At 27.5% G+C, this 11,564-nt stretch carries 13 protein-coding genes and 1 other annotated feature; of the genes, 6 read left to right on the top strand and 7 right to left on the bottom strand.

The window, feature by feature from the left end:
• The first annotated feature begins 242 nt into the window (after nt 1-242).
• Complete coding sequence (locus LJD32_RS13540) at nt 243-452, top strand: hypothetical protein (protein ID WP_175301762.1); 210 nt, start codon at nt 243-245, stop codon at nt 450-452.
• 219 nt (nt 453-671) lie between these two features.
• Here LJD32_RS13540 and LJD32_RS13535 read toward each other — a convergent pair whose 3' ends face one another.
• Nucleotides 672-1,481, bottom strand: a complete 810-nt coding sequence (locus LJD32_RS13535) for an RluA family pseudouridine synthase (protein WP_227392640.1) — start codon at nt 1,479-1,481, stop codon at nt 672-674.
• Nucleotides 1,478-2,257, bottom strand: coding sequence for an NAD kinase (locus LJD32_RS13530; protein ID WP_227392639.1), 780 nt, complete (start codon nt 2,255-2,257; stop codon nt 1,478-1,480). The genes LJD32_RS13535 and LJD32_RS13530 overlap by 4 nt, the downstream gene beginning before the upstream one ends.
• A 63-nt stretch (nt 2,258-2,320) precedes the next feature.
• Here LJD32_RS13530 and LJD32_RS13525 point away from each other — a divergent pair, with 63 nt between their 5' ends.
• Nucleotides 2,321-2,890 (top strand): CYTH domain-containing protein, encoded by a 570-nt coding sequence (locus LJD32_RS13525; protein ID WP_227392638.1) that lies wholly within the window; start codon nt 2,321-2,323, stop codon nt 2,888-2,890.
• Nucleotides 2,891-2,908: 18 nt separating this feature from the next.
• Here LJD32_RS13525 and LJD32_RS13520 read toward each other — a convergent pair whose 3' ends face one another.
• Genes LJD32_RS13520 through spx form a run of 3 tightly spaced genes read right to left on the bottom strand, consistent with a single transcriptional unit; the run spans nt 2,909 to nt 5,901 of the window.
• Entirely contained in the window at nt 2,909-4,558 is a 1,650-nt protein-coding gene (locus LJD32_RS13520; protein WP_227392637.1) for an EAL domain-containing protein, read from the bottom strand.
• Nucleotides 4,559-4,578: 20 nt separating this feature from the next.
• Complete coding sequence (locus tag LJD32_RS13515; protein WP_227392636.1) at nt 4,579-5,409, bottom strand: hypothetical protein; 831 nt, start codon at nt 5,407-5,409, stop codon at nt 4,579-4,581.
• 24 nt (nt 5,410-5,433) lie between these two features.
• Nucleotides 5,434-5,901 carry a transcriptional regulator Spx gene (gene spx, locus LJD32_RS13510; RefSeq protein ID WP_227359934.1) on the bottom strand — a complete coding sequence of 156 codons (468 nt, stop codon included), beginning with the start codon at nt 5,899-5,901 and terminating at the stop codon, nt 5,434-5,436.
• A gap of 98 nt (nt 5,902-5,999) precedes the next feature.
• Nucleotides 6,000-6,200 (top strand) — a binding site (T-box leader).
• 33 nt (nt 6,201-6,233) lie between these two features.
• On the opposite strand from spx, the gene trpS reads away from it, so the two are divergent.
• A complete protein-coding gene (gene trpS / locus LJD32_RS13505) occupies nt 6,234-7,229 on the top strand; it encodes a tryptophan--tRNA ligase (RefSeq protein WP_032089490.1) in 996 nt (331 codons plus the stop codon).
• A 7-nt stretch (nt 7,230-7,236) separates the two neighbouring features.
• On the opposite strand, the gene LJD32_RS13500 is transcribed toward trpS, so the two are convergent.
• Nucleotides 7,237-7,821 (bottom strand): hypothetical protein, encoded by a 585-nt coding sequence (locus LJD32_RS13500; protein WP_227392635.1) that lies wholly within the window; start codon nt 7,819-7,821, stop codon nt 7,237-7,239.
• A gap of 101 nt (nt 7,822-7,922) precedes the next feature.
• Here LJD32_RS13500 and LJD32_RS13495 point away from each other — a divergent pair, with 101 nt between their 5' ends.
• The gene (locus tag LJD32_RS13495; RefSeq protein ID WP_227392634.1) at nt 7,923-8,765 is read left to right on the top strand and encodes an undecaprenyl-diphosphate phosphatase; all 843 of its coding nucleotides are present in this window, start codon (nt 7,923-7,925) and stop codon (nt 8,763-8,765) included.
• A 41-nt stretch (nt 8,766-8,806) separates the two neighbouring features.
• On the opposite strand, the gene LJD32_RS13490 is transcribed toward LJD32_RS13495, so the two are convergent.
• The gene (locus tag LJD32_RS13490) at nt 8,807-9,181 is read right to left on the bottom strand and encodes a RidA family protein (RefSeq protein WP_106988708.1); all 375 of its coding nucleotides are present in this window, start codon (nt 9,179-9,181) and stop codon (nt 8,807-8,809) included.
• Between the two features lie 108 nt (nt 9,182-9,289).
• On the opposite strand from LJD32_RS13490, the gene LJD32_RS13485 reads away from it, so the two are divergent.
• Entirely contained in the window at nt 9,290-10,546 is a 1,257-nt protein-coding gene (locus LJD32_RS13485) for a patatin-like phospholipase family protein (protein WP_227392633.1), read from the top strand.
• A gap of 60 nt (nt 10,547-10,606) precedes the next feature.
• The gene (locus LJD32_RS13480) at nt 10,607-11,392 is read left to right on the top strand and encodes a polysaccharide deacetylase family protein (protein WP_119362775.1); all 786 of its coding nucleotides are present in this window, start codon (nt 10,607-10,609) and stop codon (nt 11,390-11,392) included.
• Nucleotides 11,393-11,564: the final 172 nt, after the last annotated feature.

The following is an 11,564-nucleotide window of genomic DNA, read 5'->3' as shown; positions in this document are numbered from 1 at the left end:
ATGAACACTGAATGATTATTAGTATCAAGTTCCATAGCAATATCCTTTCTAAAATCAAATACGACTGAACGTCTTTTATACTTATAATGTATCACAGCTGCACGTCTAAAACAACATCTATTATAAAAACTATAAAAGGAGCTAGATCCCTCCCTACGCTTCGCTTAGAGGAAGGGGATTGCGCTCCTATTTTTGTTCAACCCTATTCATAAGATCTTAAAGATAAAGATCTTACTATTTGGATGTTTACCAATGAAAATAGTGTAGATGCTGTCTATGGTTCATTAGGTGAAGCTAGATGGTCTATGGAATGTGATGAAAATGGAAATGTCCTTTCTATTTGGTGGAATGAAGGAACTTGTCATTTAATGGGCTATGACTACGATAAAGAATACTTTCAAACATTACCTCCATTTACCCATCTTCACGATAAGATTCAACAATTGAGATAAAAGAGGTATCGGACGACCGCTATTATTTTTTACAACTTTTACAAACATAACATCACCATCCTATACTACAAATATATAATAAATATATTTAAATTAAAAGTAATAAGATTATATACCCTATACTACACAAAAAGAAATATTTGATACTATTATAAAAAAAGGATAAAAATAAAAAGACATGAACCTAAGATTATATCTTAAGTTCATGCCATTTGGAGATTAACTCTCCTTTTTATAATGTATTTTCTGATGGGTAAAAGGATGAATAAAACTAATTTCAACACTATCCAAATAAAACAATTGATCTTCATTTGACCCATAAAGAAGATCTCCCACTAAAGGGTGACCAATAGAAGCCATATGTACTCTAATTTGATGGGTTCTTCCCGTTACTAATTTGCATTCTACAAGTGTTTGATTATTTTTATGCATTAAAGATTTATAATACGTCTTAGCATACTTACCATGATCATCAACAATTCTTTTAATAGAATCATTACTTTTTAAAATAGGCCGCTCAATAACGCCTTCCCCTTCTAAAATTCCTTCAACTAAACAATGATAAACACGTTCTACTTGTTTAATATCTTTAGAAAGCAATGCATGAGCTTGTGATGTTTTAGCAACCAACATATATCCTGATGTTTCTTTATCTAAACGATTTACTAAATGAATTGTACTTTTTAAACCAATTTGTTGATAGTAATACATTAAAGCATGGCATAAAGTATGGCTTTGATATCTTTTAGTAGGAATACAAGGCATTTGGCTTTCTTTATCAATGATTATATAATAGTCATCTTCATAAATGATTTTTAAAGGAATATTTTCTGGTTGAACATTTGAGTTTTCTATTGGAAAAATAATTTCTAAACAGTCCCCTTTTTGAAGTAAACATCTAACTGTTTGACTTTTTCCATTGACTAAGAAATCACCTTCCCTTTTAATCCTTTTAATCATTGCTTGACTAATTGGTAATTCTTTCAAATAATCTCTTAATAAAATCGTTTGTTCAATTTGATAACTCATGAATTAATAAATGCCCTTCTTACTCTTTTAATAAAAGACATTTCTTTATATTCAATAAAACGAACATACTTACGCCCAATCGTAATCTCAATACTTTCAACATCCTTTAATTCTAAATGAATATGATCGATTCCAATCAAAGAATGATTAAAATGATTTCCAACTAATTTAATTGTTTGACTTTCATCTAAAATCAAACTTGAACCTAAAGAACGATATGCATTATGATGAATTCCTGCAACTTCTGTAAGTTGCATCAAAGGAATACCTGGATAAATGATAGAACCACCTAAAGATTTATTATAAGCAGTCGATCCAGAAGGAGTTGAAACACATAAACCATTCCCTCTAAAAACTTCTAATAAAACATTACCAATATACACATGAATAACCTGTGCTTGTAACCCTTGATCTAATCTTAATTCATTTAAAGCATAATATGTTTGAAAAGAGTCTTTTTTATTAATTTTAATTTCTAACATATATCTTTTCATCGTCTTAAATTGTCTAGAAGTCACATCTTTTATAAATTGATCCACTTCATCAACTTGGTAATCTGTATAAAATCCTAAAGTTCCTGTATGTATACCTACAAAACAACAATCAACATTTAAATATTGATGTACAGCTTCTAAAATAGTTCCATCTCCTCCAATTGAAATAACAAGATCTGGATTTTTTTCATCATAAATAAAAAAGTTTTGTAAACTTTCTTTAATTTTCAAAGCTGTTTTTTTAGAAAGATCATCATTTCTAACCATTAATGCATATTTCATCTTTCTTCCCTCCATATAGATGTATTATAATATATCTAGAGCATTTAAGCAAAGAGGTATCATATGGAACATCTAGAAATTGAATTTAAAATGTTATTAAAAGAAAATATATTTAAAAAAATATTATCTGATTATAAAAATCAAATCAAAGACAGTTATCAACAAACCAATTATTATCTTTTTCATCCTCTATTGGAAAAGAAAAAATATTCACTCAGAATTAGAGAAAAAAAAGGTCATTACGAACTCACATTGAAAAGACCTTCAACTATTGGTCTGAATGAATTAAATATAGATATTAATAAAGAAATTAAAGATGCTATTTTTAATCATCAACATGTCAATAATGAAATCTTTGATATTTTAGAAAAAGAAAATATTTATATCAAAGATTTAACATGTGGATATTATTTAAAAACAACACGTCATGATATTATTTTACCCGATGGTGTTTTATCCTTAGATGAAAATGAATATAACCATCATCATGATTATGAAATAGAATTTGAAGTGGAGGATTATGATCAAGGACTTCAAGCATTCAAAAAAATCATTCAACCTTATCATTTAGAATATAAACAAAACTGTTTAAGTAAAATCAAACGAATGTTAGAAACATTAAAAAACGAATAAGTCACATACTTATTCGTTTTATATTTCATAGCTTTCCATAAACACACTTAAAGAAACCGGCCTACCATAATAGAATCCTTGAATATAATCTGGCTTTAATAACATAATACGTTCAAGTTCTTCCTTTTCTTCTATTCCTTCAATACAAATCTTAACACCTACGCTATGAGCCATATCCACCATATGTTTTAGCAACATATTTTCATACTCATTTGAAAGCGCATTTTTCATCAATGTTCGATCTATTTTTATATAATCTGGTTTTAAATTATAAAGATAGTGGAAATTAGAATATCCTGTTCCAAAATCATCTAAAGCAAGTAAGATATTTTCTTTCTTTAAACCATTACAAAAATCAATAAAGTTTTTATTAGATTCAATAAAACCACTTTCTGTAAGTTCTATAACCAATTGATTATTTTCTATTTTATAATTTTTTATAATATTTAAAATATCATTTAATGCTGGTGTTTTTAACACTTGAACATAAGACATATTAATTTGTACTTTAATATTTGAAAACATACTTACAGCTTTTAATGCTTGATCTAAAACCCATCTACCTACAGGAATAATCAAATCACTTTCCTCTAATAATGGAATAAATTCTAGTGGTGAAATTTTACCAAATTCATCACATTCAAATCTAAGCAATGCTTCCATACTATGAATCTTTTCTGTTTTCATATCAATAATTGGCTGAAAATAAACTTCAAATCCTTTAAATTGTTGGTTAACTGCTTTATGTAATTCTTTTGTTAATTTATTTTTTCTTAAAAATTCTTGATAAGCTTCCTGCTTAAAAATCGTATATGTATTTTTTCCATTTATTTTCGATTGATTTAAAGCAAATTCTGTCCATTGCATAATAGAATTATAACTTTTATTAGGATAATCATGAAAATCTAGAATACCTGCAGAAATCGTTAAATAAATATCATAATTAATAGATTCTACATAACATGTAATACTTCTACGTATTGCATTATAAAGATTTCTTGCATCTTCTTTACTGCCAACAACATCCATCACAATAAATTCATCAGCGACAATCCTATAAAGTTGTTGATTTTTAGTTAATAACTTTTTAATACAATTTCCAACTTGTTTTAAAACAACATCACCATATTTTACACCGAAATTTTCATTAATATTTTTAAAATCATCAATATCAATTCTTAAAATAAAACCCTGTGTAATATCTTCATTAATAGGATAAATAAAATTTTTAAAACTCATTTCTCCTAATAACCCACTATCATTATCAGCAACTTGTCTTTTACCAATTTCATTAATACAGCCAATAATATATTTAACATTCCCATCATGATCCTTAATCGATTTACTTCGACAATTGATCCAAATAGGAATACCGTCTTTTCCAATCCAACGATATTGTAAATTATGAAAATTTTTCTTTCCCGAAACCAACTTATTCATATCTGATAATAACATTTCTAGATCATCTTCATATACAAATTTTTTATGTGCTGGTAAAGAATTACTAAATTCATAGCTTGGAATATTAAATCTTTTCATAGCATGTGGTGAGATAAAATATATGTCTTTATCAAGATCCATTATAAATAAATAATCATCAATACATTGATCTAAAATAAGTATAATTTCTTTATACGTCTTTATAGCCTTTGCATCTAATCTATCCATAAATACCCCTTCTTTTTATACTAGTAATAATAATGATAACGATTTTTCTTTTTTAAAAAAGCATTTACAATTAATAAAATAATACCTACAAAGAAATAACTAGCTCCACATATATACATATATTTAATAGAAGTTAACTGAATTGTCATTGTAGAAGATGCCATTGCTGTTAATCCTAAAATTATCGTAAAAGAAATCAAGAATGTCATAATTCCACAAACCATATAACTTACTGATAAACATTTTGTAATCAATCTCTCTTGAACTGAAACAAAAATAAGATAAGCTGTAGAAATAACTAATAAAATAGCACTCACAATAATATGTGTAGAATTTTTAAAGCTATATACTTTCTTTACAATCTTATATGTTTCTCCAGATTGTTCCATCGTATTTTCTACTCGACTTAATACTTTATCTTGTAAACCTTGTAAATCCATTTGATTGATAGCTTGATCATAAAGTGTTGTAAACGTTTCTTCATTTATTGAAGGATTCAAAATAGAATATACCTCATTTTTTTTATCTTCTAAAACTTGCTTTAATAAAGTTTCATCTAGAGTAGATGATTGATTATTTAAAACAGTATCAATATATTCATTAACAAGTTCTTGCGTTTTTTCATCTTGTTGTAAAGAAGAAACAAGTGCTTGACTTTGGCTTTCGTCCATATTCATCATACTTAAAACATTTTGACAAGTATCTTCTAAAGCATTTGTTACAGCCGTTGATTTAACAACTGTTGGTACCATATCATTAATAATCAAATGATTCATAAATAATGAAATTGCTAGATAAAAACATGAACAAATTAAAACAAGTGTCATTATAACTTTTAATATTTTTTTCATATTGTCTCCTAAAAAAGAATCCATCTATTGACTTGATTCCTGTTCTCTATCCCTTTCATATTCTTTTTTAAAATTCAAACAATCTTTATTGCTGAATTGTGGACAACGATCCATATCATGACATTCAGCTAACTTTCTAAGTTCTTTAGGAATAAAGACTCTTATTTCTTCAGAATTGTAACCAACTTGAAATCTTCTTTCATCAATCATAATTGGTCTTTTTAAAACTGATGGATTTTCCTGTATAAACTTAATTAAATCATTGATTTTCATTGAATCAATATCAATATCATTTTCTTTAATAATTTTGCTTCTTTTGGAAATAATATCATCCGTACCATTTTCACTACGTTCTAATAATTCTCGAAGTTCTGATTCTTTTAATAAAGTAGAAAAAATATTTTTTTCTACATAAGGTATTTGATTTTCATTTAACCAAGATTTTACTTTTCTACAAGAAGCACAACTTGGGGCGGTATATATACGTATCATACAATCACTCCTTTGTAAATAATTATACAACAATTTTAAACTTTGTATATCTTTTTTTAAATATCTTGATTTTTATAGATGAGCTCATTATAATGTCTTTAAAGACTTTGAAGGAACATAAGTAAATTATATTAAATGTTATAGAAAGCTTATGGTTGATGGAAATAAGCCATTGATATAATAGAAATTGGGGTTCTGGAGTTACAAAAGGCACGAGTCTTTTGTCGCTAATCGCGTTAAGATCAAGAGCGTATATTTTATACGAATTAAGGTGGTACCGCGTTTATAACGTCCTTTTTTAAGGACGTTTTTTATTTTAAGGAGGAAAATTTATGAAAAGAATGTTGAGTGGCATCAAGCCAACAGGAAGAGTAACTTTAGGAAATTATATAGGAGCTATTAAACCTTTTGTTTCTTATCAAGATGAATATGAAATGATTGTTTTTGTTGCTAACTTACACAGTATGACAATTTATCAAGAACCAAAGAATTTAAGAAAAAATACAAAAGATTTGATTTCTTTATATTTAGCAGCTGGATTAGATCCTAAAAAAGTCACATTATTTTTACAATCTGATGTTTTAGAACATGCTCAACTTGGTTGGTATTTAGGATGTATGGTGTCAATGGGTGAATTATCACGTATGACTCAATATAAAGATAAAGCAAGTAAACTTAAAAAAGATGAATCTATTGGAGCTGGTATTTTTAATTATCCTTCATTAATGAATGCTGATATTTTACTTTATGATCCAGATTATGTACCAGTTGGTGAAGATCAAAAACAACATTGTGAACTTGCTAGAGATATTGCTGAAAGATTTAATAATCGTTATAGTGAAACTTTCAAATTACCTGAACCACTTGTTCCAAAAGTAGGTGGACGTATTATGGACTTACAAAATCCTACAAAGAAAATGTCTAAATCTGATGAAACAGGTAAAGGATGTATTTATATTTTAGATGATATTAATGTTTCTAAAAAGAAAATCATGTCTGCTGTCACTGATAGTGATAACGCTATTTACTATGATGTTAAAAATAAACCTGGTATTTCAAACTTACTTACTATTTATTCTATTTTAAGTGGTGAATCTATTGATGCACTTGTAGAACGTTATCAAGGTGTTGGTTATGGTCAATTTAAAAAAGATCTAGCTGAAGTTGTAGGTAATGAATTACAAAAAATCCATGATAAATATAATGAAATCAATCAAGGTAACTATATCGATACAATTTTAAATGAAGGTGCTGATAAAGCACGTTATATGGCAAGAAAAAAACTTGCGAAAGTTGAAAGAAAAATAGGAATTACAATTAAGAAATAAGCATTGCTTATTTCTTTTTGTATTCCTTTTTGGTAAATTCATAGAATAGAATTTCATGTATAAATGTATAGCCCTTAGCTATTTTATTTTTTAAATGATTATATTTTTGGATACTTTGTGCATCTTCGATATTTAGCTGTCTACATAACATCAAAAAATCATCATAATTTTCCATATAAAGTTCATCAATTCTTTGTTCAATAAATTGCTTTTTTAACCTTTCTTCTCTTGTTAGACCATATTCTTTCATTTCTCCTTCATCATACATTTGATAATGAATATTAGACAGTTCTAAAGCAGCAATCTTTTTATTCATTTTATCACGATCACAAAAATCAAAAACACTTCGATAACAAAGCTTTCCTTGAGCATCTGTTTCAATCGCTAAAGCATAATGACCATCTCCTATTGCAAATACTTTTTGACACAACTTTTGATCAAAAATGTGTAAACATCCATAAATAAAATCATGGAGTGTTTTTTGATCTACTTTAAAACATGAAAGTGTTGAAATGATTTCGATATCATCACCATTTGACCATTCATATGGCTCTAATAGTTCTTCATCTTCTTTAACCCAATTAACAATCATTTTCTTCCTCCTTTTTCTTTATTATATGTCATCTCCATTAAAAAAATGTTTTTGTATATTTTTATAATATTTTCATATATAATGGGTGACGAGGTGAAATTATGAGTTTAATTAAAGATATTATTGTCTATGCAATCTTAGGTGCTATTCAAGGTTTTAGTGAACCTATTCCTATTTCAAGTAGTGGACATTTAGTTTTATTCCAAAGTATTTTTGAAAAACTTGGTTTAATGGTTCCACAAATGAATGATGTTACTTTTGAAGTTATTGTTAATACTGGTTCACTCATTGCTATCATGTTTTATTATCGCCAAGATATTATTCGTCTAATCAAATCCTTTTTCGGGTATATTGCTAAACCTCAAGAAAGAGATGAACTATTACCTGATTTTAGATTTTGTATGTTATTAATTGTTGCTACAATTCCTGCAGCAATTGGTGGTGTTCTTTTTAATGATTATATTGAACATGCTTTCTCTAATCCTAAATTAGTAGGTTGTTGTTTACTTTTAACTTCTTGTTTTTTAATGCTTATTCACAAATTTGGATATAAAGGAAAAAGAACAACAAAAAGCATGAATTTATGGGATGCATTAAGAATGGGATTTTTCCAATTACTTGCTTTACTTCCTGGGGTTTCTCGTAGTGGATCAACACTTACTGGTGGGATGCTTGGTGGTCTTGATCAAAAAGCAGCAAGAGATTTCTCTTTCTTTATGTTTATGCCTGTCAGCTTTGGAGCAATCATTTTAAAACTTAAACATTTTTTAACAAGTTCAACTGTCGCTGCATTATGGCTTCCTTATTTAATTAGTTTTATTATCAGTGGTGTTGTTACTTATTTAGCACTTAATTTATTGTTTAGTATTTTAAATAAAAGAAAATTGAATTATTTTTCTTACTATTGTTTTATAGTAGGTATTATTGCAATTCTTTTCTTATAATATACAAAAAAGAGATTTCAAAAACGAAATCTCTTTTTTAATTATTTTTTAGCGATAACTTCTACTTCAATTAAAGCTCCTTTAGGAAGTTTAGCAACTTCTACAGCAGATCTTGCTGGATAAGGTTCTACAAAATATTCAGCATAAATACCATTTACTGTTGTAAAATCATCCATGTTATCTAAAAAGACAGTTGTTTTAACAACATTTGAAAATGATAATCCTTGGCTTTCTAATAATCCTTTCACATTTTTTAAAGCTTGATGAGCTTGTGCTTCGATTCCTTCTGGCATTTCACCTGTACTTGGTACTAGAGGAATTTGTCCTGAGAAAAAATACATATCCCCTACTTGTATTCCTTGACTGTATGGACCAATAGCTCCTGGAGCTTGATCTGTTTTCACTACATTTTTCATTTTTTAATCCTCCTTGCCATATAATTATAACAAACTCTTCATATATTAAAATGATAAAGTTGTATTTTTTTTATGAAAAAGTATAATTATTGAAAAGGATGTGTTTTTATGAAATATGGATTAGTTTTATCAGGTGGCGGTTCTAAAGGAGCTTATGAATCAGGATGCATGAAAGCATTACAAGAATTAGGATATCATTTTGATATTGTTACTGGTACGTCTATTGGTGCTTTAAATGGGCTACTTGTAGCTCAAGAAGATTATCAAAAGCTTTATGAATTATGGGATACTTTATCATTAGAAAAGGTTTTAAAGCATCCTATTCAATTTGATTTTTCAATTGAAAATCTAATGAACAATTCTTCTAATATAGGTCCTTTTTTAAAGTCCTATCTTGATAAAAAAGGTGCTGATATTGAACCACTTGTTCAATTAATCAAAGGTCTTTATAATGGCAAAAAAGCGAAAAGTTCACCCATCGAATATGGTTTATGCACTGTTGCTTTTCCTTCTATGAAACCATTAGAAATCACAGTAGATGATATGAGCGAAGATAACATTGTAGAATATGCTATTGCTTCAGCCTCATGTTTCCCTGCATTTCCTATTCATTATATAGATAAGCAAGGATATATTGATGGCGGATATTATGATAATTTACCTATCTCTCTTGCTTTAAAAATGGGAGCACAAAAAATTATTGCAATTGAACTCAATCAAGAAGCGACCCATCCCTATTTATTACATCGTGAAAATATCACTTTTATTAGACCGTCTAAGCATTTAGGTGGCTTTCTTGATTTTAATCGAGAGCTATTGGATCAAAGAATACGCTTAGGTTATCTTGATACTTTAAAAACATTTAAAAAATTAAAAGGGCATCGTTTTGCTTTTTATCCTGAAGAAAATATTCAAGAAATAGCTTTATCTTTTCATAATCAAATTTTAAACTATGAAAATCAATACAATCATCATTTACTTACAATTTCAGATGAAACACCTATTCTTGATTTATTAAAAGAAAATACGTATTTAGATTACTTAAAATTAGAAGATTATTTTATCCTAGGTTTAGAACTTTATATGAGTGAACATGATTACGATGATTTAAAGGTTTATCATTTTAAAGATATTATTCAAGACATCAAAAATCAAATTAAACCTGATTTAAGAGAAATAGAAAGAATTGATTTTAAAAATATCGCCCAATCTTTTAAAGATCTCACAAATCATCAAATTCTTAAAAATTACTTATCTTATTTTATAAATAAAAAAGAAGAACATTTAAATTATGAAAATCTTTTCTTAAAAGAATTTGTCCTAGCGATGTTTATTACTTGTGTCTTAAGCTATGAAGTCTCATAGCTTTTTTTGACATCCGTATTGTTTTTCTATAAACTAGTACTGATAGAAAGTTGGAATATTATGAAAAATATATTAAAAATCATTTTATGTGTTCTTGTTTGTTATATAGCAATCGGACTTGGCTGGATGACAAAAGACATCATTATTCATGAAAACGGTAAAGATGGAATTGCTATCTTAGGATACCATGGTGTCGTAAGTGAACAAGAAAAAAAAGAAAACTATGCATCAAATCCTTATTTTATGTCTATAAGTGAATTTGAAAAACAAATGAAATATTTAGCGGATAATAATTATCAATGTCTATCCATGGAAGATGTTGAAGCCTATTATCACGGAAAAAAAGAAGTATCTAAAAAAGCTGTATGTTTAACTTTTGATGATGGATATAAAAACTTTAACACTATTGTTAAACCTATTATAAAAAAATATAATTTGCAAGCTACAAACTTTGTCATTGGTTATAAAACCAAAACCAATAATCCACTTTACTTACAAACAAATGATTTGAAAAATGATCAATATGTTGAATACTACAGTCATTCTTATGATATGCACCATATTGGTCATTTACCCTATAAAAAGAAAATAGAAACCATGACAACAAATGAAATAAAAAAAGACTTTGAAAAAAACAAAGGCCTTGTTTCAACAGATTACTTTGCCTTTCCATATGGTGTCAGTTGTCAAAATGCACAAGATTATCTCAAATCAAGTTCTGTTAAACTAGCCTTTAGTTACAATCAAAATAGACATATGACATGCAATGATAAACAATACTTGCTTCCACGTTATCTTATGTTTTCTAATATGCCCTTTCCCCTATTTAAATGGTGGATAGAATAAAAGAACTATACGAATGAATCGTATAGCTCTTTTAATTGATAATTTTTAAAACATCTTCTTCACTATTGATGTTAAAGATATTTAATGCAAGAACATTTAATTTTTCTAACGATGTTGTTGTAAGTTGTTTTTCTAAAAAAATTGATAAAGTTCCTAATTTTACTTTAAGCAG

This window comes from Faecalibacillus sp. TM498, assembly GCF_020589955.1.
GTDB lineage: Bacteria > Bacillota_I > Bacilli_A > Erysipelotrichales > Coprobacillaceae > Faecalibacillus > Faecalibacillus intestinalis.
Note: the sequence above shows the minus strand (reverse complement) of the source record. Positions and strands in the feature narration are given on the sequence as shown.

What these genes read in the sequence shown, in the direction of transcription:
- LJD32_RS13485 (WP_227392633.1), top strand. Translation starts at nt 9,290, where the DNA reads ATGAAATATGGATTAGTTTTATCAGGTGGCGGTTCTAAAGGAGCTTAT.
- LJD32_RS13525 (WP_227392638.1), top strand. Translation starts at nt 2,321, where the DNA reads ATGGAACATCTAGAAATTGAATTTAAAATGTTATTAAAAGAAAATATA.
- LJD32_RS13540 (WP_175301762.1), top strand. Translation starts at nt 243, where the DNA reads ATGTTTACCAATGAAAATAGTGTAGATGCTGTCTATGGTTCATTAGGT.
- LJD32_RS13480 (WP_119362775.1), top strand. Translation starts at nt 10,607, where the DNA reads ATGAAAAATATATTAAAAATCATTTTATGTGTTCTTGTTTGTTATATA.
- LJD32_RS13520 (WP_227392637.1), bottom strand. Translation starts at nt 4,558, where the DNA reads ATGGATAGATTAGATGCAAAGGCTATAAAGACGTATAAAGAAATTATA.
- LJD32_RS13515 (WP_227392636.1), bottom strand. Translation starts at nt 5,409, where the DNA reads ATGAAAAAAATATTAAAAGTTATAATGACACTTGTTTTAATTTGTTCA.
- spx (WP_227359934.1), bottom strand. Translation starts at nt 5,901, where the DNA reads ATGATACGTATATATACCGCCCCAAGTTGTGCTTCTTGTAGAAAAGTA.
- LJD32_RS13495 (WP_227392634.1), top strand. Translation starts at nt 7,923, where the DNA reads ATGAGTTTAATTAAAGATATTATTGTCTATGCAATCTTAGGTGCTATT.
- LJD32_RS13500 (WP_227392635.1), bottom strand. Translation starts at nt 7,821, where the DNA reads ATGATTGTTAATTGGGTTAAAGAAGATGAAGAACTATTAGAGCCATAT.
- LJD32_RS13535 (WP_227392640.1), bottom strand. Translation starts at nt 1,481, where the DNA reads ATGAGTTATCAAATTGAACAAACGATTTTATTAAGAGATTATTTGAAA.
- LJD32_RS13490 (WP_106988708.1), bottom strand. Translation starts at nt 9,181, where the DNA reads ATGAAAAATGTAGTGAAAACAGATCAAGCTCCAGGAGCTATTGGTCCA.
- LJD32_RS13530 (WP_227392639.1), bottom strand. Translation starts at nt 2,257, where the DNA reads ATGAAATATGCATTAATGGTTAGAAATGATGATCTTTCTAAAAAAACA.
- trpS (WP_032089490.1), top strand. Translation starts at nt 6,234, where the DNA reads ATGAAAAGAATGTTGAGTGGCATCAAGCCAACAGGAAGAGTAACTTTA.